This window comes from Polaromonas sp. YR568, assembly GCF_943369415.1.
Lineage (GTDB): Bacteria > Pseudomonadota > Gammaproteobacteria > Burkholderiales > Burkholderiaceae_C > Polaromonas.
Genome location: NZ_CALRNF020000004.1, coordinates 179,697 through 205,622 on the forward strand (window position 1 = coordinate 179,697; position 25,926 = coordinate 205,622).

The window sequence follows — 25,926 nt, forward strand, 5'->3', positions numbered from 1 at the left end:
ATTAAAAATAGAAACGAGGGACACCATGGACAATGCTGCGCTGATACAGCAGATAACACGCATAAAAGGGCTGGTCACTAGCGCCGGAACGTCCTGGGGTACCTTGCGAGGGGTACAAGCGCAAATCCTCGAGTTTTTGGCGAAATTCGCAGGACAGAACAGCGCCTTCTACAAAACGGCGGACCATCAAATAAATGTCAACTCCAGCATTACGTTAGTAGCGACTCTAGATAATTTTGCATCCTATATTGAGGCGGGTCTCGCCAACGAGATATCACCACAACGCCAAGCTCAACTTGACGTAGTAAACGATCTGCTTGAACAAGCTCAATCTTTGCTAAACACGAACTCAGTCCATCCGGCTGCCCCGATAGTATTGATAGGCGCGACACTAGAAGAATTCCTCCGTACTTGGATTGAAAACCTTGGGCTATCCATGGGGGGACGCAAGCCGTCAATTGATTCCTATGCCCAGGTTTTGATGGCTGAAAGTCTGATAACAAGGCAAGACATAAAGGACATCACGTCGTGGGGAGGCCTCAGAAACAGTGCAGCTCACGGAAAATGGGAGGAAGTAGCGGACAAGGCGCGAGCTAGCCTGATGCTGGAAGGGGTGAACCTCTTCATGCGCAAGTACGCCGCTTGATCCTATTGGTGAAACGGCTCATGGGTTTAGTAACTTTCCGAGAACAGGCATTCGCCTAGCAATCAATCTCTCAGGGTATTTACGGGCGACAAATGCACGAGTGACAGTTGACTCACTTACCCCAAACATATCGGCCAGCGTGGCCTTTGTGAATAAGCCGGTGGAGCGGAGCAAAAACACCTCCTGCGCATCGGCTTCCGTCAAAACCCGAGGCTGACCACCCCAACGCACACCCCGATTCAACGCGGCCACTTGCCCGGCAATCGCCCTCTCACGTATAAGCGACCGTTCCAGCTGAGCGACGGCACCAAGTATCTGGACAATGAACTCACCGACAGGCGTAGACGTATCTATCGGCTCTGTGAGGCTTCGAAACCCAACACCGCGCTGCTGAAGCGCTTCGAGTATCTCTAGCAATTCCTTGAGACTGCGCACAACCCTATCAAGCTTCCATACAACAAGAACGTCACCCTTGTTAACTGCAGCGATAGCACGACGTAACTCCGGCCTATTTCCAACGGAAACAGCCTTCTCTGTAAAAATCTTCTGGACGCCAGCTTTTTTAAAAGCATCCAACTGCAGAAACGTCTCTTGCTTCCTACTAGACACACGCGCGTAACCAATTAGCACTTGCTTCCCCTCACATCCCTTGCCGCTCCGGTGTGCTCACAAAATCATAGCACCTGATCGAACTTGTTGCAGGCTCGAATTGGTACTAATGCTGGCCTGACCTTTTCTAATTCTTTTGTGCTCGAAATTTGCTATCGGTAATCCGGCCCGGCTGCACCCTTTGGTGCCAGTCGCTGCGCTTTGTGTCACGTCGGCTGCGGGCGCCAGGCCTAGCGCTGTGAAAAAACCGGGCTGCCCCGGTAGCCGCTGAATCCCCCCACAAGACCCCATCCCGGTGTGAGGGGCACTTGTGGGGGGATTTTTAATACAGCGGCAACCGGGTCATCCCGGTTTTTTCTTGTTGAACTACCAGCACCCCCCTCCGCCCCCTACTCGGGGGAACGAGGAAGCCCGAGCGAGAGGATGTTTTTTTAACTCCCCTCGTTCATCAACTTCCTTTGGAGATTTCCATGACCGCTGTTACTACCGAGATCCTTTCCGCTGTTCCTTCCGTTTCGCATGCGAAACCGACGCTTGAGTTTGTGTCTCTGAACATCATCGACTTCCTGCCGCAGGTGCGCACCGGGTCCGGCCTGGGCGACGAGGAGCTGCAGGAGCTGGCCGAGTCGCTGAAAGCCCAGGGCATGCTGCAGCCGGTGCTGTTGCGGCCGCTGGGTGATCGTTTTGTGCTGATTGCGGGGGAGCGCCGCTGCAGGGCTGCGCACCTGGCTGGGTTCTCCCATGTGCCGGCGCTTATTGGGGAGGCGGACGAGGAGCGGTCGGGCATCCTCCAATTGGTGGAGAACGTGCAGCGGGAGGACCTGTCCTTGATGGAGCTGGCTGCGGGCCTGCGCAGCCTGGCTGACCAAGGCAAGACGCTTTCGGAAATCTGCCAGCTGGTGAAGAAGTCCAAGTCCTGGGTTTCAAAGCACCTGGCGGCGTCGGTGGAGAACCTGGGCTACTACACCAGGCAGTTCATGCAGAGCGAGACGACGGAGGACCTGGAGCTGGTCCTGGTGGTGAACCAGATCGAAAAAACCGGTAAGTGGTATCCGCGGGGGACCCAGCTGGTGGACCGGCTGGAGGCGGGCAAGGCCGGACGGGAGGAGGCGCGGGCGCTGCTGGCGACGCTCAAGGAAGAGCTGGCGGCGGAGATTGCGCAGAAGAAGGCGGACAAGAAGGCGGCAAAGCAAGGGAGCCTGGCGCTGGATGGAGAAGCGAAGGAGCCTGAGCCGCCTAAATGGGACGCTTGGGACGCGGAGCGCGACCTTAACGACCAGCTGACCGAGGAAGGTCATGCGCCTGTCGCCGAGCTGATCCAGGGATTGACCAAGGCGCAGCAGGCAGAGATTGCAGGTCACTACAAGAAGGACCACGACGCCGGCAAGGCGCTTTCCAAGGCTACAGACGTTTTGAAGCTGCGCGGCCTGCACAAGCTGATTGAGGAGAACTACGACGCGGACAACTGGAAGAGCGCGGCATTCATCCTGGGCAGTTCCAGCATCAAGCTGACGCTGGCGGACCTGGCCGGAGAGGTACACCAACTGATGCACGGAGGGGCCTGATAGAGATGGGGTGCGAAGTGTTAATGAGGTCGGCGAGATGCTCATTGTCTGGCTTGTCGGACTGGACCGGCTTGGCGAAGCAACGGCTTGCGTTGGGTAAATGCCTGATGCAGCCGTTTCCGTTCGCCTGGCACACTGATTCAATATGCATTGACATGGATCAACTACTTTCGAAACTGCCCATTCAAGCTCCAGACCTTGTTCAAATATCAAAGGATGGGGATGGATTGTGAAAATTGCGACCTTAAAAACACTGAATTCAACGAAACCAATACGTACACCGCTTTTGCACGCATCCTTGATGATTTGATTAGCGCTAACAGTCTTAAAGAAATTGCAGATGCTAGGACGCCTAGCAAGGAGCTATTGGTAGCCAGATATGACTGCATGTCCTGTGACGAAACTTGGGTGCTGATAACCCCCAGCAAGCGCTTCGGAGGTTCGTTGGAACGTATACAGCGCCCGACGGACGACTAAGTTGGTGTCACATCAATGGCCCATCATCTGGGTGTTCCGGCCGGTCGTCATGTGCAGGGTCAAACCCGCTGGCCAATGCGCGATTAAGCCTGGCAGCGCTTCGCTTGAGTAGCTTTTCCGTGTCCAAAACAGCCTTGGCGCCAGGCAGTTTGCACAACCAGCGCTCTTTGGAATATTCGACTTTGGCTTTAGCCGAGTTACGGAATTGGTGCGCTATGGTGCCTTCAACGGTCATGCCAAGACTGTTCATGGCAATGACGGCGGGATTCAACAGCGCCGGCAGCAGCTGGGCACGGGTGCCAGGCTCCATAAGAAAGCATTCCAGATCAGTCCGAGGGCCGTCCGGCCATCGCCTCCGGATGATCAACTCTCCCCGTTTTGGGCCGGCGCGCAGTGCTTCCACAGGGTCGCCACCCTTTCCGCCGAGAACGTAGACATCGAAAATCACTGTACAAGCATACAGTCATTTGTTCTAAAGTAGACCCCCTCCGGTAGTCAAAACCTGAGTATTTCTAGCTACACCAGGTAGCGGGACGTTCTTGGCCACGTCTCGGGCACCGTGCAGGAAAATTTCCAGCGGGGGCAACTGGATAAGGGTATCCGCCTGCTGCACGCTGCCGTGCACGCAACATTGCGATTGGTATGTACGAAGCCGAACAGACCATCCCTCCCAGCAGTACTACGATGGTTGACACCATCCCCTCGAGGACTGTTCCATGATCACTTCCCCTACTCTTGGCATCTGCGCGGTGCGGTACTCGGATCAATACATTGATACCGCCCACATCATTTACGACGACGAAAAAGTAACAGGCTTACCGCTTGAGGTCTCGCGCCAGACCGTGATAGACGCCGTCCACAACGGCGCGAGGATCGAGACATTGAACAAAACGGCGGATGGCTGGGACCACTGGGGCGGCATCAAGCTGATAACTGTTGATGGCGTGGAGTTCATCAAGCTTGTGGACGATGGCAGGGCTAAGCACCCATCGAGGTAACGCCCCAAGCACAAGCGCCTTGAGGCGTCGAAAAGAACGGCCCTGAATGACCTGAATAATCTGTGATGTTGTATTCATAGCAGGGCGCCTCAGAACACACACTTGGGTCGCTTTTCTTGACGTCAATGGAACCATCCGGGTTGCGCGACAGGATGAAATTCATTTCCTTGGCGAAGTCATACAACGCAAGGCCCACGCCGAGATAGACGGCGGCACTTTTCGCAAGTTTGCCGAACAGCCGACCGGTGGCACCAGCGACCTCAGCAGCAGGCACGCGGGCGGTAGCGGTGACGGGTACGCGGTTGCCGGCTGGGTTGACGACGCTGCCGGTCGCGGTGGCTTTGGGAAGGCCGCCATCAGTTTCCAGTCTGGGCACGCCTGGTGCGGCCAGGGGCGTGCCGTCGGAGCCCAGGGAGACGGTGGTTTTGCCGGAGCCGGTGGCCAGGCTCATGAACCTATCGAACGCGGTAGGAGCCGCAACGGGTGCGGCCAGGAGGGACAGCGGCAGCAGCAGGGCTGCGACGACGAACAGCGAGCGAAGGCGCTTCATTTGCCGCCTCCGACCGCGATGCAGAAACCGATGCCGCTCAGAGCACCGATCAGGGCGATGACGGCCCAGAACAGGGCTACGAGGGCACCGGTCAGCACGATTACACCTTGCGGATAACGCGCTTGGCGATGTCGGGGCCTTTGAAGGCCAGGGCGATGCCGACGATGATCAGGCCGACGGCGATCACCTTGCCGGCAACAGTGCTCAGGCCGATGGCGTCCAGGAACTGGTCCAGGACGCTGGGGTCAGCGGTCTGGGCCATGGCGCGGCTCGCCAGGAGCGTGAGGGCCGTGCCGGTGGCTGCGACCTTGGCGGCAGCGGTGCTGCCGTATTTCTTTGCGATTTTGAAGAGCTTCATTTGAATTCCTTATTCAAATGGTGCTTTCCGAGACATTCGGAACTACACCCGAGAGGCCACGACGTTTCCCAACGCTGGCAGCCTCCCGGCTGGAGTCAAACTTTGCGGATCAACCCAGTCGCCAAACCGATGCCGTATCCGATGAGCCACATCATCAGCACGGCACCCAATCCCCATGAGTAGGTTTTAAGAATCCCCTGGGGTGTGATTCCCAGGAGGGCGGGGTCCAGCGCTTCAGCCAGGCTGAGCGAGGACAGGTTTTGTGGAGGGCACGGCTCCAGGTCCACGGTGCAGATGAGGAAGCGCATCAAGCCTCCTCAAACACCACGTCATCCGAGCCGCACGAAGGGCATTCAACCCCCGCTTGCGAGTCATCAATTTCGTCCTCTTCAATCACGTAGCGGCAGTTTTGGCAAACCCCGACAAACGAAGAATCACCACCAGAACAATCAGGCATATCAGTCCTCCGAGACTTTTTCAGAGCCGCATTCCGGGCATTCCAGGTCGGGCTCGTCGGCGTCCGACTCGGGCTCGACCTTGAATTCCACGAAGTGGCCTTCGTACCCGCACGCGCTGCAGCTGAATTGCGCCATGTGCCCTCCCCTAGCGCGCCCGATGGCGCAATATGGCGCGGGCATCGCGCACGCCGAGGCGCAGGACCTCGACGCAGGTAATGAGCGCCTGGTGGATGTAGACCCATGCCGCCGCAAAGCGGTTATGGGTGCGGGTGTGGTTTCGCATGCGAAACGCTTGGATGTTCTTTTTCATGCGCCCTTGGTGTAATCGCGGGCCGTGCCGAGACGGTCCAAGTCAATGAGCTGCGGCATGTCTTCAAAGTCGCAGTTGTCTTCTACGAGCTGGTTCACCGCTTCGAGGTCGGAGACGACACCGCCGCCCGCTTCGCGCAGCGATGCCACCCACACAGGTTCGCCCCCATCCAGTGCAGGACAGAGGAACTTCCCGGTAGTTTTGGACTGGATGAGGAGGCGCATGGTCAGGCCGCTTTTTGCATTTGCTGTGCGGCGGGCTTGATGCCCACCAGCGTGAGCTTGGAGGCGTTGTCAGCGCCGGCCACGACGTCGAACTCGCAATCGCAGAGCAGACCAGTGACGGGCCAGGACTTGTCCAGGTGCGCCCACTTTTCAAATTCGGTGGCATCGCCGAACTTGAAGGGGCGCGAGACGGAGCCGATGGAGCGGCCGGCCGAGTTTTCGGCGACGTCCACGATCAGGTGGAACGTGGTGGAACTGAAGGCCTTCTTGGTTTCTTCGAAGACGCCCGACGACTCTTTAATGCCGGTGCAAATGGCTTGGCTTTTCATTTTCATGGTTGAGTAACTCCTATCCCCCTGTTAAGCCGCTATGAAGGCCGGGGAACCCTCTGGCTGTGAAAGGCGACCGAATGCCGCCGTGAATGCTCGGCCCAACTCAGCGGGCATGAATTTTTGAAGCCGGCCTGGCAGCTTCTGGTTGCTGACGAAGGTCAGGAACTCTTCAACGCCGAGGTACTGGAAGGCAGCGGCCACGGATGGCGCGGCGGTCTGGAGGGTCCAGCGAATGTTTTTTACGCATTCGGCTTCGATGGTTTCGAGCGGCAGGCGCTCGATGGTGGAAACCTTTTGCGGGCTCGCTACAGCATCAGCCAGGGCAAGCGCCGCAGCGTGCCAGTCAGATGCACCTGCGAAGAAGTCAGCGGGCCTGCGCAGCATGTCCACGGGTAGCACCCTCAGCTTGTTGCCGTAGCGAAGCTCCAGGCGGAGCCAAGGGCTACCGGCGTCCACCCCAAAGAGCTGATCACCCTTCTCGTAGGCGTTGGTTTCCTTGCCGGCTTCCTTAGAGCCGAAATAGATGGAGCGTCCGCCCTTGGAGTGTTCGGACCAGTCGCCCACGAAATTCACCTTGAGCAGCTTGCCGCCGACGTTGCAGCGGCCTTCGTTGTAGTCGTCTCGAATGGACTTGATGCCGCCCGGGAACCCGTCGAAGAAGTCGAGGGCCAGGTCGCACCTGGTCAAGGTCGCTTCGCGTTCTTCCAGGATGGCCGCCAGGCGATCACGCCAGCCGTGCGCGGCGAAAGTGCAAGCCATCCCGAACAGGTTGCAATGGATGGTTTGCGCTTGCGCTTTTTGGCGCGGGGAGTCGCCGGAGGACAGGAAGCCGACCCATCCGCATTCCGCGCCATTGCGCTCGATGCACCAGCGGAATTTGTAGAAGTCATGGCCTTTTTTGAATTCGGGATTGACGGTGAAGTCAGGGCCGAGGGCAGCGGCCACGGTTTGCGCGAGGTCGAGGGCTTGCGTCGATGCGTCAAAATCGCAGTCGGGTATTTCTCGTAGCACGCGGGCTTGCTGCGCCGCCCTGTAGCTGTCGTCCCAAATATTGGTGTCGGGGTGTGGGAACAGGAAATTGACGGGGACGTAAGGGGCATTGCGCCTCAGGACCGTGAACCGGACCCAATCGACATGGACCGGGGTTTTGGAAGCCAGGCGTTCAGCTTCGAGGCGGTATTTAACTTCGGAACCGTCCAGGACCAGTGATGAGCGACTGGGGCGTGTCATAGGTTGTTATCCCCGTGATTACCAACGGGGAGGTTCGAGACCGGCTCGCTGCCGCTCGCGCCCTTCCCCGCAAGCGGGGCCCCTTCGGCGCGAGCGGGCTTCGCCGCTTCGCGACTCATGGCGTAAATCTCATCAAGAGTTTTCCCGGCCATGAACGGCCATGTCTTCAAAAATTCGGCGTGGGCAAGCTGGCCGATATTGGAATAGACCATCGCGGCGCCGGACTGGCCTTGGATTGGCCGGCTCATGCGATCACCTCGTTTACCTGCATCTCCGGCATGTATTTCGCGATAAGCTGGCGCCCATGACCAAGCCACCAATCCCCAAAACTTCGCACGAAGGGCTCGAGATACTGCGCAGACAAGTCGACGGAGACGGCGTCATCCCCGTCGCCAATGCGCACGCTTTCATGCGCGGCCTCGGTGCCGAGTTCCAAGGCATTCCCAAAATCCACCGGGAAAAAACTATTGCTCGACTGAAAAAGAGCAAGGATCAGCTCCGAAGTCTGGGCCTCCCGGACGGGATCACGTGCCTGATTGATGCGCTGTGTGACGGCTGGCAAGACTTCGAAGTAGGGCAGTGAAAGCGTGCGCTTTAGGCTTGATTGAAGATCGCTGCTCATGCGACCACCCTGACGGTGATGGGCGAAATGCCGAGGGCCAGGAGGCTGCGGAGGTAGACAGCGGCGTCAGCTGCGCTGTACCCAGACTGGATGACCAGGTCGCCAGCGCCCTGGCTGTCCACGTATTCCAGCTGATACAGGATGCTCGCCCCCTCTTCCGCTTGCACCACCGGAGCGACCCTTGCAGGACTTACGGCGTTTTGAGGGGGCGAACAATCGTGCAACGTCATGCCCTGGGCGGGTCTAGCTTCTGCTGCTTTGATCATCGGTCGCTCCTTTGAGTGCAATCACCTTGATTGCATGCCGGAGCATAAAATGCAACTACTTTAGGTGCAAGTAGTTTGTTACGATGCACCCAAGTTAGTTGCAAATTTCATACAGTTGGAGCATCAACCATGCAAAGCACCATGAACCTGCTTGACGCAGCTTTGAAAATCGAAGCTGCGCCGTACTGGCATCGCGAGTTAAAACTGAACCGCAACGCCCTACACAACGCACGCATTCAAGGGCACTTGAGCCCGCCAGTTGCAGGAGCTATTGCCAAGCTCATGGGCGAATCAGTAGAAAAATGGATCTGCATCGCTGCGCTCGAATCGGCGAAAGACAGCGCCTGCAAAACAATGCTGGTTAAAGAAGCCGGGAGATCGTGGCTCAATACTTGATCGGCGACCTGCAGGGTTGCCACGCGCCTTTTCAGCGCCTGCTGGAGAAGATGGATTTCTCGCCCAGCCGCGACACGCTTTACATCCTCGGCGACCTCGTCAACCGTGGCCCCGACTCGCTCCAGGTGCTGCGCAGCCTCTCGGCCCTGGGCGACGCCGCGCAGTGCCTGCTGGGCAACCACGACCTGCATTTGCTGGGCCTGTGGCAGGGCGCGCGCAAGCCGGGCCGCAAGGACACCGTGCAGGACATCCTGCAGGCCAAAGACAGCGAGGCGCTGCTCGACTGGCTGCGGCATCGCGCCATGGCCATGCACCGCCACGGCTGGCTGATGGTGCATGCGGGCGTGCTGCCGCAGTGGTCGGCGGCGCAAACCATGGCGCTGGCGGCCGAGGTGGAACAGGTGCTGCGCGGCGGCAATCTCAAGGAATTTTTCGGCGCGATGTACGGCAATGAGCCGGACCACTGGCACGACAGCCTGCAGGGCGCCGACCGCCTGCGCGTGGTGGTCAACGCGCTCACGCGCCTGCGCTTTTGCACGCCCGAAGGCGTGATGGAGTTCAGCAGCACCGAAGGCGCCGGCGATGCGCCCGAGGGCTACCTGCCGTGGTTCGACGTGACCGGGCGCAAGACCGCCGGCACGCCGCTGGCCTTCGGCCATTGGTCCACGCTGGCCAAGGACGGCGGCGCGCCCCAATTGCACAACAACACCTTGCCGCTGGACACCGGCTGCGTCTGGGGCGGCTGCCTCACGGCGGCGAAACTGGGGGCGGAGCCTGGAAGTTTTGAGCTGGTCGCCGTGCAGTGCGAGCAGGCGCTAAAGCCAGGAAAACCAGGCAAGGCCGGCAAGTCAGGCTGAAAGCTGCGGCCGCGCGGCCGCCTCGTCGGCCCAGGCGCGCGCCATGCTGGCGGCCAGCAGCAGCACGGCCGACGAAAAGTAGATCCACATGAGGATCACCACCAGCGAGCCCGCCGCGCCGTAGGCCGACACCACGGCGGCGGTCGAGAGGTAAAAGGCCATCAGGTGCTTGCCGACCGCAAAGAGGATGGCCCCCGCGGCAGACCCCATCACCAGATAGCGTAAAGCAGGTTTGGGGCCGACGCTCATTTTCATGAGGGCCACAAACAGGGCGACGCAAAACCCGAAAGACACGACTTCGTTGAGCACCCAGGCGAGTGTTTCGACCGGCAGGTAGCTGCCCGCCCAGCCCGACAGCAGGCTTAAAAAGGTCGATATCGCCAGCGACACCAGCAGCAGGAAACCGAAGGCCAGGATGTAGGCCACGCCGCGCAGGCGCAATGAGGCGCTGTGCCACCACTTCTGCTGGAGCGGCTCGCCGCTGCCCTGCCGCCAGAGGCGCTCAAACGCGTCCTGCAGCTCGGCGAAGACGCCGGTCGCGCCGGACAGCAGCAGCGCAAAGGCAAACAGCGATGCCGTGATGCCCTCCGAAGGCGCCTGCGCGCTGGACAGCGCCTGCTGCACCACCTGGGCGCCCTGTGCGCCTATGACGCTGCGGATCTGGTCGACCAGGTTCACTTCGATGTAGCTGCGGTCCAGCCACCAGCCGAGCACGGCCACCAGCAGGACCAGCAGCGGCGCCAGGCTCAGGATGCCGTAGAAGGACATGGCCGCGCTCATGCGCATGCCGCCCGCCTCTATCCAGTGGTCGACGGCACGCCACAAGGGCCGGACGACCGGCCGCACAAAAAGAAGGGGTTTTTCAAAGCGCAAGGCAAGCGCGAAGGCCGGCCAGGCTTTCGGGTGCGGGTCGGTTTTCGCCATCATGACGACAGCTTAGAAAGCCTGGGGCACAAGCCGCCCCGGACAGGCGCGCAAGCCGCCGTAGGCGTGAACCGACGGCGCGGCGCGGTGGGAGTCTTAGCCGGCGGTCTTGAACAGCGCCGCGACTTTTTTCTTGGGCTTGATGTTGGCCGACACGCCGCTGCGCGCGGGGGCGGCCTTGGCCGCGGCTTCCCAGGCGGGCTGGGCGTCGGGCGCGGCGGTGGCCTCGTAAGGCTGGTCGAAAAAGGGATCGCGCGCCGCGGCGGGCTGGCGGTGCGGCGTGTATTCGCGGCGCTCGCGGGGCTGGCGCGCCTCGCGCGGCGGGCCGCCGTCCTCGCCTTCGCGGTACATGCGGCGGCCGTCGTTGATGCGGCCCTGCTCGCTGATGCGCGGGCGGTCTTCTTCGAATTCCAGGGGTTCGAGTTCGATCTTGGTCTTGATCAACTTTTCAATGTCGGCGACCAGGCGGTTGTCGCTGGCGGCCACAAAACTCACGGCAAGGCCGGATGCGCCGGCGCGGCCGGTGCGGCCGATGCGGTGCACATAGTCTTCGGCATTGAAGGGCACGTCGAAGTTGAACACCGCCGGCACGTCCTTGATGTCCAGGCCGCGGGCGGCCACGTCGGTGCAGACCAGCAGGTCGACGTCGCCCTTTTTGAAGGCTTCCAGCGCCTTCAGACGCTCGTCCTGGCTCTTGTCGCCGTGCAGCGCGGTGGTCTTCAGGCCCTCGCGCTCCAGCGAGCGCGCCAGGCGCGCGCAGCCGAGTTTGCTGTTGACGAACACGAAGGCCTGCTTCATGCCGCGTTCTTTCAGGATCTGGTGCAGGGCGCGGCGCTTGTCGTCGGCGCTGACGCTGTAGAAGTGCTGCTCGACGGTGGAGGCCGTGGCGTTGGAGCGCGCCACTTCGATCGTCACCGGGTCCTGCAGGTAGCTGGAGGCCAGGCGCTTGATTTCAGGCGAGAAGGTGGCCGAGAACAGCAAGGTGATGCGCTGCTTGGGCAGGTAACTCAGGATGCGCTGCAGGTCGGGCAGGAAGCCGATGTCCAGCATGCGGTCGGCCTCGTCGAGCACCACGTATTCGACCTGGTTGAGCACCGCGTTCTTCGCTTCGATGTGGTCCAGCAGGCGGCCGGGGGTGGCCACCAGCACTTCCACGCCTTTTTTGAGCTCGGCCGTCTGCGGCTTCATGTCCATGCCGCCGAACACCACGGTGCTGCGCAGGTTGGTGTACTTGGCGTAGAGCTCGACCTGCTGGGCCACCTGCACCGCGAGTTCGCGCGTGGGCAGCAGCACCAGGGCGCGCACCGGGTGGCGCGCGGGCGAGGTCGAGGCATTTTCGTGCTTCATCATGCGCTGCAGCAGCGGCAGGGCGAAGGCTGCCGTCTTGCCGGTGCCGGTCTGCGCGGCGCCCATGACGTCCTTGCCCTGCAGGACGACCGGGATGGCCTGTTCCTGGATGGGGGTCATGGTTTCGTAGCCCATTTCGGCGACGGCGCGGGCCAGCGGTTCGGCCAGGGAAAGATTGGAAAAAGAGGATGTCATAAGAAAGCTCTGCCTAACACTAGCGGGTAACTGTTGCGGTGGTAGCGCGCGGTCGGGGATGGGATTGCCAAGGCGCGTATACAGCCAACAGCACAGCCATTGGCGGGAAAGGTAACGCCGCAGACCGCCCGGGTCCGCGCGACGGGGGCCGCGAGGCGGGGCTTGTACGGAGCTTCCTTAGCCCTCTATTGTCGCACTTTGGGCGAATTCGCCGGTTTTGCCGGCCATTCATGCCTTCATGGCTATTCGAGGCCGGCGGACGGATGGGGTTCCGGCAGCATATTGCTATTGATTTAATAGCTTTTCACCTCCGTCCGGCAAGGCCAAATCCCTATTCAACTACAAACTCCGGGCACTGAAGGTATCGCAGGCCTTGACGCTGCCGGTTTTAAGACCAGTGTCGAACCAGCGCTGGCGCTGGGCGCTGGTGCCGTGGGTAAAGCTTTCCGGCACCACCGCGCCGCCGCCGGCGCGCTGCAGGGCGTCGTCGCCGATTTTGGCGGCGGCATTCATGGCTTCCTCGACGTCGCCCTGCTCCAGGATCTGGCGGGCGTTCTGCGCGTTGTGCGCCCAGACGCCGGCAAAGCAGTCGGCCTGCAGCTCCAGCTTCACGCTGAGGGCGTTGTATTCGGCCTTGCTGACGCGGCCGCGCATCTGGTCCATCTTGCCGCTGATGCCCAGCAGGTTCTGCACATGGTGGCCCACCTCGTGCGCGATCACGTAAGCCTGGGCGAAGTCGCCGGGTGCGCCCAGGCGGCTGCGCAGGGTTTCGTAAAAGCCGAGGTCGATGTAGACCTTCTGGTCGCCCGGGCAGTAAAACGGTCCCATGGCGGCCTGGCCCTGGCCGCAGGCGGTTTGTGTGGCGCCCCTGAAGAGCACCAGCCGGGGTTTCTGGTAAGTGGCGCCGCCCTTGGTGAAGACGTCGGTCCAGACGTCTTCGGTATCCGCCAACACGGTGGAGACAAATTTGGCCATGCGGTCGTCGGCCGGCGGCTTGTGGGCCGGGCCCTGCTGCTGCACCTGGGCCGGCGGCCCGCCGCCGCTGAGCAGCCCGAGGATGGTCAGCGGGTTGATGCCGAAGATCCAGCCGCCTACCAGCGCCACGACGATGGTGCCTATGCCAATGCTGCGGCCGCCGAAGCCGAAGCCGCCGCCCCCGCCGCCGTCATCGCGGCGGTCTTCAACGTTGTCGGATTCGCGGTTGCCTTCCCACTTCATGGTGTCTCCCTGTCAGTCATCGGTGCATACTGGCCTGCCGGGCCGGGCGCGTAAGCAGCTCCAGAGCCCGGCCCGCTGTCAGCGCATGCGCCGACTTTACTTGAGCGGCCCCCCGCCGCGGAACAAAATTGAACCCTGGTGTATCCATTTCCCATGAACACTTTGACCCACCCCATGCCCTCAGGTCCCGGCCCGCAGCGCGTCGCCGGCTCCGTGTTTTTCTCGCCACGCCTTTGGCTGGCGCTGTTGCTGGCCGCATTGCTGACGGCCTGCGCCAGCCCCATCACCACGCGCGTGACCAGCTTCAACCAGTGGCCGGCCGACGCGGCGGGCAGCACCTTCAGCTACATCACGCCCATGGACACCACGCGGCAGCTGGAGCAGGCCACCTACGAAGGCTATGTGCAGGCCGAACTCGAAAGACGCGGCCTCAGGCGCGCGGCGGAAGGCCAGGTGGGGCGCCTGCAGGTCGACGTGGCCACCAGCAGCCGCAGCGACGAAAAAACCTGGCTGCAGCCGGTCTACCAGGACAACATGGTCTTCCTGCCGCCCTACCGCGACGCCGCCGGGCGCCTCTACGGCGGCGGCTGGGTGCCCGACCCCTTCGGGCCGCGTTACGTGGGCGACCGGCCCATGAGCGTGACGATTTACACCAGCAGCCTGCGCCTGCGGCTGCTCGACACCAAAGACACACCGCCCGGCAAGCCGCCGCGCACGGTGTTTGAATCGCGCGCCGTCTACGAAGGCGGCAGCGGCGAGCTGCCGCTGGTCGTGCCCTACCTGGTGCGCGCGGTGTTCGACGACTTCCCCGGCCAGAACGGCCAGGTGCGGGTCGTGAAGTTCGACAGCGAGACCGGGGCCGTGATCAAGAAATAAGGGTCACGCTATCGGGGCTTATTCGAATCGCACCCTCAGTCCCTTGAGCGCGCCGGCCACGGGCCCCGACGCCTCGATTTCCGTATGCCAGGTCTGCCCCGCCTGCACCGGCCAGGCATCGGTCAGCGTGCCGGTGGTGATGAGGTCGCCGGCCCGCAAAACCGGTGCATCGGGCGTGGCGCGCAGCTCGCGCACAAAGTGCAGCAGCGCCTGCACCGGGCCGTCCAGCACATTGGCACCCACGCCCTCGTCTTTCAGCACACCGTCCCCGTAGAGTTTGAGCCGTAATCCCGCCAAGGCTTCCATGAGCGCTTCGGATGCAGTACCGGCAGGCAGCTTGACGCTGTGGCCCACCAGCAGCCGGCCATGCAGGCCGCCATCAGCCACTCCTTGCGCGGCGCTGAACTTCCAGCCCGGGAAATGCGTGTGCACGATTTCATAACCGTGCGCCACCCAGTCGATCGCGGCCACCAGCTGCGCAGCCGTGCAATCGGGCGGCGGCGCCTCGCGCAGGCCGAACACCACCTCCGGTTCTATGCGCGGCTCGCACAGGCCCTTGAGCGACAGCACGCCTTCGTTCGGCCCGGAGGCGTCGACATGCGCCAGGCTGCTGTCCCATACCGTTCCCCAGATCGGGCCATACACCTCATAACGCGGCCAGATCGTGCGGTTGGTGAAGCCCACCTTGTAACCCACCGGGCGCTCACCTTGCGCGCTGCGCGCCGCGCGCACAGCCAGCGCGGTGGCATAGGCCAGCGGCACATCGGCCGGCACGGTGATGGGCCAGGGCAGCGGGCTGGCGTCAAGGCGGGCGCGCGTGAGGTCGGCGACCAGCGCGGGAATGTCCGGATGGGCTGAGGTGTTCATGGGGCCATGGTAGCCAAAACACCGCTGTCCTTCACAATGGCGGCATGCCCACCACAGCCTCCTCCCTCCCCCGCGTCCTGTTGACCGGTTTCGACCCCTTTGGCGATACCGGGCACAGCAGCCAGCCCCTCAACCCCAGCTGGCTGGCGGTGAAGGCGCTGCGCGGCAAGCGCATTGGCGGCCACCTTCTGGTTGCGGCGCAGTTGCCCACCGTGTTCAAGGACTCCGCCGCCGAACTTGTGCGCCTGCTCGCCTTGCACAAGCCCGCGCTGGTGATCTGCGTCGGCCAGGCCGGCGGGCGCGGCGCGATCTCGCTGGAGCGCGTTGCCATCAACGTCAACGATGCCCGCATTCCCGACAACCACGGCGGCCAGCCTGTCGACACGCCGGTGGTGGCCGGCGGGCCGGCGGCCTACTTCAGCAGCCTGCCCATCAAGGCCATGCTGCAGGCGCTGCAGAAAGCGGGCGTGGCGGCCGAGGTCTCGCAAACGGCGGGCACCTTTGTCTGCAACCACGTGTTTTATGCGCTCATGCATGCGCTGGCCACAAAACGCGGCTTTAAACGCACGCGCGGCGGCTTCATCCATGTGCCTTACCTGCCGGAGCAAGGCGCGCCCAGCCTGCCGCTGGAGGAAATCGTGCGCGGCTTGCGGCTTGCCGTGGCGGCGGCGCTGGCCACGACGCAGGACATCGCCAAAGGCGCGGGGGCTGTGAGCTAGGGTGTGTCGTCCTGCGCGGGCGCGGCGGGCTCTTCGCGCAGCAGGCGCCACAGCAAAAAAGTGCCCAGCACCGCGTTGCCCAGCGCAAAACAGGTGAGCACCACGGTCGCCCACGCATTGAGCGGACGGTTGTTGACCACCCAGGCAAGCGCCGGCGAAAGCGCATTGAGCGTGAGCATCAGCCAGAACAGCGGATTGCGCGGCTGGTAAAGACGTGAGAGGGGGCCGGAGGGTGGGCGCGACGGTTTCATCGTGCGCCCATGCTAACCGCGCCAGCCCTACGCGGGCCTGACAGCGGACGGCTGGAAGGGCTTAACGAATCGCGAAAGACGCGGCCATAAAGCCTTGCGGCGGCCGCGACGGCGAATGGGCGGGCATCACACCACCCGAGGAGGTGGAGGCATCGGCATAGGCCGGTTCCTTGGCCGCGCTGGCGGTGGCGGGCTGCGGCGACGCCGTGGCGACCACACTGGCCTGCTGGATGCACTGGCTGCGCGCAGCGCCGGCGCTGGTTTCCATGCATTGAGAGATTGCGGCGAGTTGGGCATTGCGCTGGTTGTCCCGCTCCCTGGCTTTGGCGACCTGAGACTCCGCCACAAAAGCCATGGCGGCCAGCTGGCAAAGAATGACAAGACCCGCCGCGATCAGCAGCAGCTTTTTGTAAGGTGTCTCTTCAATTTTTGGCGTATGGTCAGAAAACATGGCGGCCCTCCCGGTGGTGATGGCTCCATGTTAGGCAGGCCTTGCAATCCGCCATTCGGCGCCCAGCCCGTCACGCTGTAGGATAAAAACCTCTCGCGTACCCGGCAGGCGCACCGGCCCATTCACCACATCGCCGGCCATCCCGCTTACCATCTCAGGCATGACGACGCCCAACCCGCTTCCCACCTCGCTGGACGCTGGCCAGACGGCCGCCCGGCTGCCCTATCCGCAGCTGGTCACCGAACTCACGCGCCTGCTCAAGGACGAGTCGGTCCGCGTGCCGCAGCGGGTGGTGCAGGCCCTGCCCGGCGGCGGCAGCCTGTTTGTGATGCCGGCGCTGGACGCCCGCACCGCGATCACCAAGCTCATCACCCTGACCCCCGCCAATGCCGGCACCGGCCTGCCCGCCATTCAGGGCGACGTGGTGGTGTTTGACGTGATCACCGGCCGGCGCCGGCTGATGCTGGACGGCCCCACCGTCACCGCCAGGCGCACCGCCGCCGTCTCGCTGCTGGCCGCGCAAAAGCTGGCGCCCAACACCCGGGGGCCCATGCTGGTCGTAGGCGCCGGCGTGCAGGGCCTTGCGCATCTGGAGGCATTTGCCGAAGGCCTGGGCGTGCGCGATTTCCGCATCACCTCGCGCAGCCATGCCAGCGCCCAGGCGCTGGCATGGCATGCAGAGACGCTGGGCCTGAATGCGCGCGTCGTGCCCGACGCCGACGTCGCACTGGCCGACTGCCCGCTGGCCGCCATCTGCACGCCCGCCGGCGGCGTGGTGCTCAGCGCCCTGCCGCGCGACGACGGCTTTATCAGCGCCGTCGGCGCCTTCACGCCCACCATGGTGGAACTGAGCGCCGCGCTGTGCCAGTACGTCGCGGCGCAGGGCGATGTGTTTGTCGACACCGCCGACGCAGTGCATGAAGCCGGCGACCTGCTGCAGGCCGGCCTGGACGTCGCCCGCTTCGCCACCCTGGGCGACGTGATACGCCAGGACATGAAAAAACCCGCCGGGCCGGTGCTGTTCAAAAGCTGCGGCTGGGCGGGCTGGGACCTGGCCGCGGCGCGCGCGGCGGGTTAGTCTTTTTTAATCGCTGAAGTTCGCCAGCTGATTGAGGAATTCCTTGATGTTCTCAAGGATGGAACGTTCGTTGGACAGGCGCAGCCTTTCCACGGCCATGAAGGCATCCGACACGGTGGCGCTGCCGGTGGCTTTGACGGGGTAGTCACGCGTCACGCCCGGGCCCGCCACCTGGTAGGTAATGCTGGACTTCACGTCCAGGGTGAATCCCATAAGAGGCTGGTCGAGTTCCGCCAGGTTGGCCGATACGGCGTACTTCGCCTGCGCCGGATCGGTGGCGAGATAACCGCTGATGGCAAGGCTGTCCTCCAGGGCCTTCTTGAAACTGGCCCCGTCCACCTGTGAGGTCCACATCGGGTTGGTGGCCTTGCCCCCCGTCACTTCACCCAGCTTGACCGCGCCCTTGAGCTTGGGGTTGACGGTCGCGACGCTGCCCGGCTTCACGGTCATGGCTTGCGAGGTGGCCGAGGCGGCGCAACCGGTGAGCTGCAGAACCACGGCGGCGCCAACGGCCGCGCACAATAATTTCAGAAACTTCATATCCTCACTCCTTCATGGTTGTTGAAACTGGTGTTGTTGAAACAGCTTGCGGCGGGCACGGGCTGCCGAGCACTACCGCCACGTCCTCGGGGTAGTTAAACCCCGCCCCGTTACCCGAGTCGACCGCGTAGCCAATCAGGCCGCCCGCGAGCAGGTTGCCCCAGGCGCCGTTGTTGTTTTTGGAGACGAACCGGGCCGAGCCACTGGACTGCGCCTTGCTGCAGGCGACGGTCAGTTCGCCGTAGGACTTGCGGATCGCGATGGATTCCGGCGTGGTGAGTTGCCAGCTTCCCTTGTCGTTGCTCAGCTTGCAGGAAGTGGCGGGAACAATGTCGCCCTCACACACGGCAGTAACCGCAATGCGCTGGCTGGTGCCGCTGGTGATCGAGGCGCAACCGCCCAGACAGAAGACAAGCGCCATGGCCGCGCCGGCTGCCAGGCGGGTCAAGCTTGTGCCGCCGAAAAACGCGTCAGCGGCAACGGCCTGCGCAAAAAAGGCAGCGCCTTGATGGAAATTGATAGTGGGCCAACAGACATTCATGCCTCCCTTTTTTTGTCATGCTTATCGGGTACGGCAGCGAATGTAACACGATGTTTCGGCACTGAACAACCGCTTTTTTGTGTTTATGACCATTGCTTTTTTGGGCCCGGTATGCCTCGGGAAGACGGCAAGCACCAAAAACTTTCAGGCCGCGCAAGGTGAAGATTCGAAAGGTGGCTTGGGCATCGGCATTGGCCTGCAATGTTTCAAGACGGCCTCTGGTGTTACGCTGGCCCGTTCAACCGGAGATAACACCATGAAGATTCTGTTCGCTGCCGACGGCAGCAAGTACACCAAAAAAGCCCTGGCCTTCCTGGTCAACCACGAAGACCTCGCGGGCGCCGAAGGCGAGGTGGTGGTGCTCAATGTGCAGGCCCCCGTCCCGGGCCGCGTCAAGACCATGCTGGGCGCCGCCAACGTCACGGCGTATCACGCCGAAGAATCCCAGAAGGTGCTGGCACCCATCGAACGCTTCCTCAAGCGCCACAAGATGTCGTTCAAAACCGTCGCCGTGGTCGGCTCGCCCACCGCGGAAATCCTGCGCGCCGCCAAGCGCGAAAAAGCCCACCTGATCGTGATGGGCACACACGGACAAGGTTTGCTGAGCCGCGCGCTGATCGGCAGCGTGGCGCAGCGTGTGGTCGCTGAGAGCGAGACGCCTGTGTTGCTGGTGAAGTAAGGGGGATTTCGGGGCCGGGGCCGAAACCGGCCCTCAATTTTCTGAGGCGTCCAATAGTGCGGCCACCTGCGCGCGCAATTCCGGCAAATCAGCATGAATGGTCTTCCACACCAACTCGTAGTCAACCTTGAAATAGCCATGCGCTACCCGGTTGCGCATGGTGTACATCAAGGCCCAGGGAACATCGGCATGCGCTTTGGCATAGACCGGGTGTAGCTTTTCAATGTTGTTGGCCGCCTCACCCAAAACTTCGAAGTTACGCACTACGGCATCTTGCGTCTTTTCATCAGAGAGAAAAGACAACTCGGTCATGCCGTCCGCATAACGGTCAATGCGGTCTATAGCTTCCACAATGTGAGTCAGATAGTCCAGAGCCCGTAGAGCGTCTGTTTGCTCACAGCGGCTGCGCCTCGGCAATCACTTGAGAACGGAATTTTTCAGGCAAACCCCTGGGTGTGAGCACATCCACCGCAACGCTGAGTAATTGGCCCAGTTCAAGCTGAATTTTGGCAATGTCCATCATGGTGGTCTCTGCCGTTGGCTCTACCAGGATGTCAAGGTCGCTACCCTCAATGTCATCACCATGCAGGACCGAGCCAAACACGCGCACGTTGGTCACCCGATGACGCAGAGCGATAGCACGGATGGCTTCGCGGTGCGTGTGTAGTGCTGTCGATGGGCGCATGGGTTGACTTTCTGGCTGGAAGTTGAATCTTTGTATCACATCTCTTCGCGCTGGCGCGAAGAGATGTGGCGCAAATACGGGTGCATCCACGCCGGCGCCAGCGGCAAATCTTTGAGCAACTGCGCGCGCTGCTTCGGCGGCAGCATCTGCTGCAGGTGCGCCACGCGCTCCATCGTCACATGGGCTTTGCCCAGGCCGCGTAGCGCCGCAAACACGAGGTTGCTGGACTCGGCTGCGGCCGTGACGCGCCGGGGTGATCGATGCTTGAATTCAATCTCCTGCTCCCCCACCCACAGCTTCCGGCTGGGGCCATTGGTTTCATACACCGGCTTGGCGACCACCTGCTCGCTCAGACCCAAGAGGTTCGTGGCCTCCACATCCAGGGGCTGCACCACTACGCCGTCGCGCCGGGCCACGGCTTGCACCACCGCATCGGTAGACGGGCTCAGTTCGCCCAGCAAGGGATGGTTGCGCGGCACGTCATACAGGCCGCGCGCCACACGGCGCAATGCGCCTGCGCGCACCATGCGCGACAGCGCCATGCCCACTGCATGGGGTGTGCCAAGGTCCAGAAAATCCGCCGGGGTGAACACCCGCGCGGGCTCTTTGCGAACCAGGCGCGCAATCCGCTGTGCCAGCTGCCGCAAACCGTCTTAGGCGGTAGCAGGATGCTGCCGGACATCTGTCCGACTGCTGGCGCTCAGGCCTTGGGCAACGTCACCCCAACCTGCCCCTGGTACTTCCCGCCGCGGTCCTTGTAGCTGACTTCGCAGACGTCGTCCTTGTCGCTCTCGAAGAACAGCACCTGGGCGCAGCCTTCGCCGGCGTAGATCTTGGCGGGCAGCGGGGTGGTGTTGGAAAACTCCAGCGTCACGTAGCCTTCCCACTCGGGCTCGAACGGCGTGACGTTGACGATGATGCCGCAGCGCGCATAGGTGCTTTTGCCCAGGCAGATGGTCAGCACGTTGCGCGGGATGCGGAAGTACTCGACGGTGCGGGCCAGCGCGAAGCTGTTGGGCGGGATGATGCAGCTGTCGCCGTGGAAGTCGACGAAACTTTTCTCGTCGAAGTTCTTCGGGTCGACCACGGTGCTGTGGATGTTGGTGAAGACCTTGAACTCGGGCGCGCAGCGGATGTCGTAGCCGTAGCTGCTGGTGCCGTAGCTGATGATCTTCTGGCCGGCGGCCGTGGCGCGTATCTGGCCGGGCTCGAAGGGCTCGATCATGCCGGTGGTTTCCGCCATGTGGCGTATCCATTTGTCGCTCTTGATGCTCATTCGGGGGAACTCCTCACTGTTCCCTGATTGTAGGCAAGCCGGCAGCCGCCCGGCCTTGAGCTCCGGCCCGCTATGGATTCAGGAGCGGCCGGCACCCACCCGTCAAGGCGAAGCGCTTAAAACACGTGTCCGGTCGCGAGCGCCGCGGCAGCCGCCCGGGTCTCGACGCCGAGCTTCTCAAAAATATGCTCCAGGTGCTTGTTCACCGTGCGGTGGCTCATGCCCAGGATGTCGCCGATGTCGCGGTTGGTCTTGCCCTTGGCCAGCCAGGAGAGCACCTCGGTTTCGCGCGGCGTCAGCGCGGCATTGGCCAGGCGCGAGGGCGAGGCGGCATTGGCGCCGCGCTGCTCCAGCAGCAGCATGGTTTCGCCTATGCCGACCCGGCCCATGTTGCGCACCGACAGCTGCACGCCGGCCAGGGCCAGCAGTACTTCGTCGGTGTCGCTCTCCAGCGCGGCATACACCGCATCGGGCAGGCGCCCCGGCTGCGCGCCGCTCTCGGCACCCTGCAGCCACAGGGCCGCCTGTGGCGAGCGCCAGGCGATACGCCCGCGCGCATCGACCAGCACCACGCCGAAGCCGGCCACGTCCACGGCCTCGCGCGCCAGCCGCGTCATGCGCGCATTGCGCGTGTGGGTGTGCAGGCGCGCCACCACCTCCTGCGCGCGCAGCGGCTTGACGACGTAGTCCACGCCGCCGCAGGCAAAGCCTTCGAGCACGTGCGGCGTCTCCGACAGGCCCGTCATGAAGATCACCGGGATGTGCGCCATGACCGGGTTGGCCTTGATCTGCCGGCAGGTGTCGAAGCCCGAAAGGCCGGGCATGACGGCGTCCATCAGGATGGCGTCGGGCGCGACCAGTTCCAGGCGCTGCAGGGCAGAGCCACCGTCGCGCGCCACCAGCACGGTGTAGCCCTCGCCTTCCAGCGTGTCACAGAGCATGCCCAGGCTGCTGGGGGCGTCGTCCACCACCAGCACCACGGGGCGCTGTTCTTCAGCCTCAAGCATCGACGTCCTCCGTCAAATGGTCGAGCAGCAATTCCAGCTCGCAGCGGCTCACAAAGCCGCGCAGCCGCGCGCAACTGGCGGCCAGCGCCGGGTCTTCGGCCGTGACGCGGTCCAGCAGGCGGTGCAGGCCGTGCACGTGGCCCAGCTTCACCAGGCGTATCAGCCCGGCGCGGGCCTCCTCTGGCAGGCCCAGCGAGCTTTCCCCCGACGGGCCTGCCAGCGGCGCCGGCGAGACCACCGAGGTCACCCACTCCAGCCCCAGGTGGCGCTGCAAGGCGTCCATCAATTCCGATTCGAGCACCGGCTTGCCGACAAAAGCCTGGCAGCCGGTTGCCTTGAGGCGCGAGGCCTGGTTCTCGAACACGTTGGCCGACACCACGATGATGGGCACATCGGCATAACCCCGGTGGCGTATCTGCAGTGCGGTTTCCCAGCCATCCAGGTCGTCCATGCTGATGTCCAGCAGGATGGCGTCGGGCACGCCGTCCTTGAGGCTGTCTATGCATTCCAGGCCGCTGGCCGCCTCCTTGACGTCAAAGCCCAGCGGCGTGAGCATGCCGGCCAGCATCTGGCGCTGCACCGGCTGGTCGTCGACCACCAGCAGTGTCCTGCGTTTGCCGAAGAAGCCGGCGATCTGGTGCGGCGGGTCGGCGAGCGGGCCGGGGTCGTCGATCTCGCGCAAATACAGGCGCACGCTGAAGGTGCTGCCTTTGTCGGGTTCGCTTTGCAGTGTGAGGTCGCCGCCCATCAGCGCGGTCAAAAGGCCCGTGATGGTCAGGCCCAGGCCTGTGCCGGGCTCACCGCGGCGGCGGCCCGCGGCGCCGCGCTCAAAGGGCAAAAAGATGCGCTGCTGGTCCTGCGGCGCGATGCCTATGCCGGTGTCCACCACGTCGAAGCGGATCACCTCGCGCCGGCAGTCCACATGCAGCTTCACGCTGCCCGTGTCGGTGAACATCACCGCATTGCTCAGCAGGTTGATGATGATCTGGCGCAGCCGCTTGGCGTCGGCCTGCACCCAGGCCGGCATGCGGCCGCTGTGGGTATAGAAAAAATCCACGCCCTTGGCCTCGGCCTGCGGCCGCACCATGCTGACCAGGCCTTCGAGGAAGTCGGGCAGCGGCACGGGAATCGGCTCCAGCCGCAGGCGCCCGGCCTCGATGCGCGCCAGGTCCAGCAGGCCGTCGACCAGCTGCAACAGGTGCTCGCCGCTGCGCTGTATGGTCTGCACGGCGACGCGCGGCGTGCTGGCCAATGCTTCGCTTTTCAGCAGAATTTGCGAATAGCCCAGGATACTGTTGAGCGGCGTGCGCAGCTCGTGCGTCATGCCGGCCACGTAGCGCGTCTTGGCCTGGTTGGCCGACTCGGCGACTTCCTTGGCGGTCTGCAGCGCCGCGTCGGTGCGCTGGTGCGCTTCGATCTCGCGCGACAGCAGCTGGTTCTGCCGGTTCGACTCGTCCTGCGCCATGCGCCGGCTCTCGCTGCCCAGCACCACCCACCAGCTGCAGACCGCGACGATCAGCAGCAGCATGGCGAAGACCTTGACGAAAGCCGAGCGCAGCAGCCCTGAAAGATCACCCGAGGGCGGAAAGGTGGTCTCCTGCATGTAGACCATGCCCATCACCGTGGCCAGCAGCGCGCACAGCGAGAGCATCACCACCATGTAGTGGCCGACGCGGAAGTTCACGCGGCTGGACAACGCGCTCGGCAGCAGCTTGCTCAAAAACTCCTCGGCCTGCTCCGCCGCGCGCGAGCGCGTCTTGCAGCGGTCGTGGCAGCGCGACTCCAGCGTGCAGCACAGCGAGCAGATGGGCGCGCCGTAGGCCGGGCAGCTGGCCATGTCTTCGGCCTCGAAGGCGTTCTCGCAGACGTGGCAGCGCACCATCTGGCCGGGCACGCCCATGGCCTGCGGCTTGCGCGCGACGTAATAGCGCCCCTTGGTCACCCAGGCCAGCAGCGGCGACAGCACCAGCGCCATGCCCAGCGCGATGAAAGGCGAAAAGGCCTCTGCCTTGGCGCCCATGGCGCCGGTATAGGCGAACACCGAAACCACGGTCGCCAGCAGCATGGAGCCCAGCCCCACCGGGTTGATGTCGTAGAGGTGCGCGCGCTTGAATTCAATGCCCGGCGGGCTCAGGCCCAGCGGCTTGTTGATGACGAGGTCGGCCACCAGCGCGCCCACCCAGGCAATCGCGACGTTGCTGTAAAGCCCCAGCACTTTTTCGAGCGCTGAGAAGACGTCCAGCGTCATCAGCAGCAGCGCGATCGCCACGTTGAACACCAGCCACACCACACGGCCCGGGTGGCTGTGCGTGAGGCGCGCGAAGAAGTTGGACCAGGCCAGCGAACCCGCGTAGGCATTGGTCAGGTTGATCTTGAGCTGCGACACCACGACGAAGACCACGGTCGCGGCCAGGATCCAGGCCGGGTCGCTGAACACGTAGGCGAAGCCGGCCAGGTACATCTGCGTGGGCTCCACCGCCTTGGAGGCCGGCAACTCGTGCTGCAGCACCAGGAAGGCCAGGAAGGCGCCGCCCAGCATCTTCAGCATGCCCAGGACGATCCAGCCCGGCCCGGCCATCAGCACCGCGGCCCACCAGCGCCTGCGGTTCGCATGCGTCTTTTCAGGAAGGAAGCGCAAGAAGTCGACCTGCTCGCCGATCTGCACCACAAGCGAGAACGCCACGGTGGCGGCCGCACCAAACATGAGCGGGTCGAACTCGCTGCTGCCCGAGGTGCGGCCGGTGAGGCCCGTGAAGTCCGAAAACGCCTGCGGGTTCTTCCAGAGCACGGCCAGGTAAGGCAGGAGCAATAACACGCCCCACAGCGGCTGCGTCCACATCTGCAGGCGCGAGATCAGCGTGATGCCGCGGACCACCATGGGCACGATGACCACCGCGCTGATCACGTAACACCAGGCAATCGGGATGTCGAGGTACATCTGCAGCGCCAGCGCCATGATGGCCGCCTCCAGCGCGAAGAAGATGAAAGTGAAGCTCGCGTAGATCAGCGAGGTGATGGTCGAGCCCAGGTAACCGAAGCCGGCGCCGCGCGTCAGCAGGTCCATGTCCACGCCGTAGCGCGCCGCGTAGTAGCTGATGGGCAGGCCGGTGAAGAAGGTGATGAGCCCCACCACCAGGATGGCCCACAGCGCGTTGGTGAAGCCGTAGTTGAGCGCGATGGCGCCGCCTATGGCCTCCAGCGCCAGGAAGGACATCGCGCCGAAAGCCGTGTTGCCCACGCGCCACTCCGACCACTTGCGAAAGCCGCGCGGCGTGTAGCGCAGCGCGTAGTCCTCGATGGATTCGTCGGCCACCCACGCGTTGTACTCGCGTCGAATACGGAAAATTTTCTGGGTGGCGATGGTCAAGGCGGGT

36 protein-coding genes are annotated in these 25,926 nt (G+C 63.1%); 9 read left to right on the forward strand and 27 right to left on the reverse strand.

What is annotated here, in order from left to right; all coding sequences use genetic code 11:
• Positions 1-25 precede the first annotated feature (25 nt).
• Positions 26-646, forward strand: coding sequence for a hypothetical protein (locus tag ACLV74_RS04660; RefSeq protein WP_411878209.1), 621 nt, complete (start codon positions 26-28; stop codon positions 644-646).
• Between the two features lie 18 nt (positions 647-664).
• On the opposite strand, the gene ACLV74_RS04665 is transcribed toward ACLV74_RS04660, so the two are convergent.
• The gene (locus tag ACLV74_RS04665) at positions 665-1,276 is read right to left on the reverse strand and encodes a recombinase family protein (RefSeq protein WP_411878210.1); all 612 of its coding nucleotides are present in this window, start codon (positions 1,274-1,276) and stop codon (positions 665-667) included.
• A 449-nt stretch (positions 1,277-1,725) separates the two neighbouring features.
• On the opposite strand from ACLV74_RS04665, the gene ACLV74_RS04670 reads away from it, so the two are divergent.
• Positions 1,726-2,820, forward strand: a complete 1,095-nt coding sequence (locus tag ACLV74_RS04670; RefSeq protein ID WP_411878211.1) for a ParB/RepB/Spo0J family partition protein — start codon at positions 1,726-1,728, stop codon at positions 2,818-2,820.
• A gap of 484 nt (positions 2,821-3,304) precedes the next feature.
• Here ACLV74_RS04670 and ACLV74_RS04675 read toward each other — a convergent pair whose 3' ends face one another.
• On the reverse strand, positions 3,305-3,607 hold the full coding sequence (locus tag ACLV74_RS04675) for a hypothetical protein (RefSeq protein ID WP_411878212.1): 303 nt from the start codon (positions 3,605-3,607) through the stop codon (positions 3,305-3,307).
• Positions 3,608-4,013: 406 nt separating this feature from the next.
• Here ACLV74_RS04675 and ACLV74_RS04680 point away from each other — a divergent pair, with 406 nt between their 5' ends.
• Positions 4,014-4,295: a hypothetical protein gene (locus ACLV74_RS04680; RefSeq protein ID WP_411878213.1), complete on the forward strand. Its 282-nt coding sequence runs from the start codon at positions 4,014-4,016 to the stop codon at positions 4,293-4,295.
• On the opposite strand, the gene ACLV74_RS04685 is transcribed toward ACLV74_RS04680, so the two are convergent.
• The 11 genes from ACLV74_RS04685 to ACLV74_RS04735 form a co-directional block, all read right to left on the reverse strand.
• Positions 4,276-4,845: a hypothetical protein gene (locus tag ACLV74_RS04685; protein WP_411878214.1), complete on the reverse strand. Its 570-nt coding sequence runs from the start codon at positions 4,843-4,845 to the stop codon at positions 4,276-4,278. The two genes, ACLV74_RS04680 and ACLV74_RS04685, sit on opposite strands and share 20 nt — an antisense overlap.
• Before the next feature lie 100 nt (positions 4,846-4,945).
• Positions 4,946-5,203, reverse strand: coding sequence for a hypothetical protein (locus ACLV74_RS04690; protein WP_411878215.1), 258 nt, complete (start codon positions 5,201-5,203; stop codon positions 4,946-4,948).
• A gap of 95 nt (positions 5,204-5,298) precedes the next feature.
• Positions 5,299-5,511, reverse strand: coding sequence for a hypothetical protein (locus tag ACLV74_RS04695; RefSeq protein WP_411878216.1), 213 nt, complete (start codon positions 5,509-5,511; stop codon positions 5,299-5,301).
• 150 nt (positions 5,512-5,661) lie between these two features.
• Positions 5,662-5,796: a hypothetical protein gene (locus tag ACLV74_RS04700; protein ID WP_411878217.1), complete on the reverse strand. Its 135-nt coding sequence runs from the start codon at positions 5,794-5,796 to the stop codon at positions 5,662-5,664.
• A gap of 10 nt (positions 5,797-5,806) precedes the next feature.
• Positions 5,807-5,971: a hypothetical protein gene (locus tag ACLV74_RS04705; RefSeq protein WP_411878218.1), complete on the reverse strand. Its 165-nt coding sequence runs from the start codon at positions 5,969-5,971 to the stop codon at positions 5,807-5,809.
• Positions 5,968-6,195 (reverse strand): hypothetical protein, encoded by a 228-nt coding sequence (locus ACLV74_RS04710; RefSeq protein ID WP_411878219.1) that lies wholly within the window; start codon positions 6,193-6,195, stop codon positions 5,968-5,970. The genes ACLV74_RS04705 and ACLV74_RS04710 overlap by 4 nt, the downstream gene beginning before the upstream one ends.
• Before the next feature lie 2 nt (positions 6,196-6,197).
• Positions 6,198-6,530 (reverse strand): hypothetical protein, encoded by a 333-nt coding sequence (locus ACLV74_RS04715; RefSeq protein WP_411878220.1) that lies wholly within the window; start codon positions 6,528-6,530, stop codon positions 6,198-6,200.
• 24 nt (positions 6,531-6,554) lie between these two features.
• Positions 6,555-7,757 carry a replication initiation factor domain-containing protein gene (locus ACLV74_RS04720; protein ID WP_411878221.1) on the reverse strand — a complete coding sequence of 401 codons (1,203 nt, stop codon included), beginning with the start codon at positions 7,755-7,757 and terminating at the stop codon, positions 6,555-6,557.
• Positions 7,754-8,005, reverse strand: a complete 252-nt coding sequence (locus tag ACLV74_RS04725; protein ID WP_411878222.1) for a hypothetical protein — start codon at positions 8,003-8,005, stop codon at positions 7,754-7,756. Before ACLV74_RS04725 ends, ACLV74_RS04720 begins: the two co-directional genes overlap by 4 nt.
• Complete coding sequence (locus ACLV74_RS04730) at positions 8,002-8,379, reverse strand: hypothetical protein (RefSeq protein ID WP_411878223.1); 378 nt, start codon at positions 8,377-8,379, stop codon at positions 8,002-8,004. Before ACLV74_RS04730 ends, ACLV74_RS04725 begins: the two co-directional genes overlap by 4 nt.
• Entirely contained in the window at positions 8,376-8,645 is a 270-nt protein-coding gene (locus ACLV74_RS04735) for a hypothetical protein (protein ID WP_411878224.1), read from the reverse strand. Before ACLV74_RS04735 ends, ACLV74_RS04730 begins: the two co-directional genes overlap by 4 nt.
• Positions 8,646-8,786: 141 nt before the next feature.
• Here ACLV74_RS04735 and ACLV74_RS04740 point away from each other — a divergent pair, with 141 nt between their 5' ends.
• A complete protein-coding gene (locus ACLV74_RS04740; RefSeq protein WP_411878225.1) occupies positions 8,787-9,041 on the forward strand; it encodes a hypothetical protein in 255 nt (84 codons plus the stop codon).
• Positions 9,026-9,898, forward strand: coding sequence for a symmetrical bis(5'-nucleosyl)-tetraphosphatase (locus ACLV74_RS04745; protein WP_411878226.1), 873 nt, complete (start codon positions 9,026-9,028; stop codon positions 9,896-9,898). Before ACLV74_RS04740 ends, ACLV74_RS04745 begins: the two co-directional genes overlap by 16 nt.
• On the opposite strand, the gene ACLV74_RS04750 is transcribed toward ACLV74_RS04745, so the two are convergent.
• The 3 genes from ACLV74_RS04750 to ACLV74_RS04760 form a co-directional block, all read right to left on the reverse strand.
• Positions 9,890-10,825, reverse strand: coding sequence for a YihY/virulence factor BrkB family protein (locus ACLV74_RS04750; RefSeq protein WP_411878227.1), 936 nt, complete (start codon positions 10,823-10,825; stop codon positions 9,890-9,892). The genes ACLV74_RS04745 and ACLV74_RS04750 overlap by 9 nt on opposite strands.
• 93 nt (positions 10,826-10,918) lie before the next feature.
• Positions 10,919-12,364, reverse strand: a complete 1,446-nt coding sequence (locus tag ACLV74_RS04755; RefSeq protein ID WP_411878228.1) for a DEAD/DEAH box helicase — start codon at positions 12,362-12,364, stop codon at positions 10,919-10,921.
• Between the two features lie 339 nt (positions 12,365-12,703).
• The gene (locus ACLV74_RS04760; protein WP_411878229.1) at positions 12,704-13,582 is read right to left on the reverse strand and encodes a neutral zinc metallopeptidase; all 879 of its coding nucleotides are present in this window, start codon (positions 13,580-13,582) and stop codon (positions 12,704-12,706) included.
• Between the two features lie 153 nt (positions 13,583-13,735).
• Between ACLV74_RS04760 and ACLV74_RS04765 the strand changes: the two genes are divergently transcribed.
• The gene (locus ACLV74_RS04765) at positions 13,736-14,458 is read left to right on the forward strand and encodes a DUF4136 domain-containing protein (RefSeq protein WP_411878230.1); all 723 of its coding nucleotides are present in this window, start codon (positions 13,736-13,738) and stop codon (positions 14,456-14,458) included.
• A gap of 18 nt (positions 14,459-14,476) precedes the next feature.
• Here ACLV74_RS04765 and ACLV74_RS04770 read toward each other — a convergent pair whose 3' ends face one another.
• Positions 14,477-15,325: a 2-keto-4-pentenoate hydratase gene (locus ACLV74_RS04770; RefSeq protein WP_411878231.1), complete on the reverse strand. Its 849-nt coding sequence runs from the start codon at positions 15,323-15,325 to the stop codon at positions 14,477-14,479.
• Positions 15,326-15,369: 44 nt separating this feature from the next.
• Between ACLV74_RS04770 and pcp the strand changes: the two genes are divergently transcribed.
• Positions 15,370-16,044, forward strand: a complete 675-nt coding sequence (pcp, locus tag ACLV74_RS04775; protein ID WP_411878232.1) for a pyroglutamyl-peptidase I — start codon at positions 15,370-15,372, stop codon at positions 16,042-16,044.
• Here pcp and ACLV74_RS04780 read toward each other — a convergent pair.
• Together ACLV74_RS04780 and ACLV74_RS04785 are read right to left on the reverse strand one after the other, a co-directional pair.
• Entirely contained in the window at positions 16,041-16,295 is a 255-nt protein-coding gene (locus ACLV74_RS04780; protein WP_411878233.1) for a hypothetical protein, read from the reverse strand. The two genes, pcp and ACLV74_RS04780, sit on opposite strands and share 4 nt — an antisense overlap.
• 61 nt (positions 16,296-16,356) lie before the next feature.
• Positions 16,357-16,746, reverse strand: coding sequence for a hypothetical protein (locus ACLV74_RS04785; protein ID WP_411878234.1), 390 nt, complete (start codon positions 16,744-16,746; stop codon positions 16,357-16,359).
• Between the two features lie 160 nt (positions 16,747-16,906).
• Between ACLV74_RS04785 and ACLV74_RS04790 the strand changes: the two genes are divergently transcribed.
• Entirely contained in the window at positions 16,907-17,824 is a 918-nt protein-coding gene (locus tag ACLV74_RS04790) for a delta(1)-pyrroline-2-carboxylate reductase family protein (RefSeq protein WP_411878235.1), read from the forward strand.
• A gap of 6 nt (positions 17,825-17,830) precedes the next feature.
• Here the strand turns inward: ACLV74_RS04790 and ACLV74_RS04795 are convergent, their stop codons facing one another.
• Both ACLV74_RS04795 and ACLV74_RS04800 read right to left on the reverse strand, forming a co-directional pair.
• A complete protein-coding gene (locus ACLV74_RS04795; protein WP_411878236.1) occupies positions 17,831-18,364 on the reverse strand; it encodes a hypothetical protein in 534 nt (177 codons plus the stop codon).
• 4 nt (positions 18,365-18,368) lie between these two features.
• A complete protein-coding gene (locus tag ACLV74_RS04800; RefSeq protein ID WP_411878237.1) occupies positions 18,369-18,905 on the reverse strand; it encodes a hypothetical protein in 537 nt (178 codons plus the stop codon).
• A 256-nt stretch (positions 18,906-19,161) separates the two neighbouring features.
• On the opposite strand from ACLV74_RS04800, the gene ACLV74_RS04805 reads away from it, so the two are divergent.
• The gene (locus tag ACLV74_RS04805) at positions 19,162-19,584 is read left to right on the forward strand and encodes a universal stress protein (RefSeq protein ID WP_411878238.1); all 423 of its coding nucleotides are present in this window, start codon (positions 19,162-19,164) and stop codon (positions 19,582-19,584) included.
• A 33-nt stretch (positions 19,585-19,617) separates the two neighbouring features.
• On the opposite strand, the gene ACLV74_RS04810 is transcribed toward ACLV74_RS04805, so the two are convergent.
• The 6 genes from ACLV74_RS04810 to ACLV74_RS04835 form a co-directional block, all read right to left on the reverse strand.
• Positions 19,618-19,935 carry a DUF86 domain-containing protein gene (locus ACLV74_RS04810; RefSeq protein WP_411878239.1) on the reverse strand — a complete coding sequence of 106 codons (318 nt, stop codon included), beginning with the start codon at positions 19,933-19,935 and terminating at the stop codon, positions 19,618-19,620.
• A gap of 43 nt (positions 19,936-19,978) precedes the next feature.
• A complete protein-coding gene (locus ACLV74_RS04815; protein ID WP_411878240.1) occupies positions 19,979-20,269 on the reverse strand; it encodes a nucleotidyltransferase family protein in 291 nt (96 codons plus the stop codon).
• Between the two features lie 35 nt (positions 20,270-20,304).
• Positions 20,305-20,916: a DUF6088 family protein gene (locus tag ACLV74_RS04820; protein ID WP_411878241.1), complete on the reverse strand. Its 612-nt coding sequence runs from the start codon at positions 20,914-20,916 to the stop codon at positions 20,305-20,307.
• Positions 20,917-20,969: 53 nt separating this feature from the next.
• Positions 20,970-21,545, reverse strand: a complete 576-nt coding sequence (gene dcd / locus ACLV74_RS04825) for a dCTP deaminase (protein WP_411878242.1) — start codon at positions 21,543-21,545, stop codon at positions 20,970-20,972.
• A 116-nt stretch (positions 21,546-21,661) separates the two neighbouring features.
• Entirely contained in the window at positions 21,662-22,552 is an 891-nt protein-coding gene (locus ACLV74_RS04830) for a response regulator (RefSeq protein WP_411878243.1), read from the reverse strand.
• Positions 22,545-25,919 carry an ATP-binding protein gene (locus tag ACLV74_RS04835; RefSeq protein WP_411878244.1) on the reverse strand — a complete coding sequence of 1,125 codons (3,375 nt, stop codon included), beginning with the start codon at positions 25,917-25,919 and terminating at the stop codon, positions 22,545-22,547. The genes ACLV74_RS04830 and ACLV74_RS04835 overlap by 8 nt, the downstream gene beginning before the upstream one ends.
• Positions 25,920-25,926 lie beyond the last annotated feature (7 nt).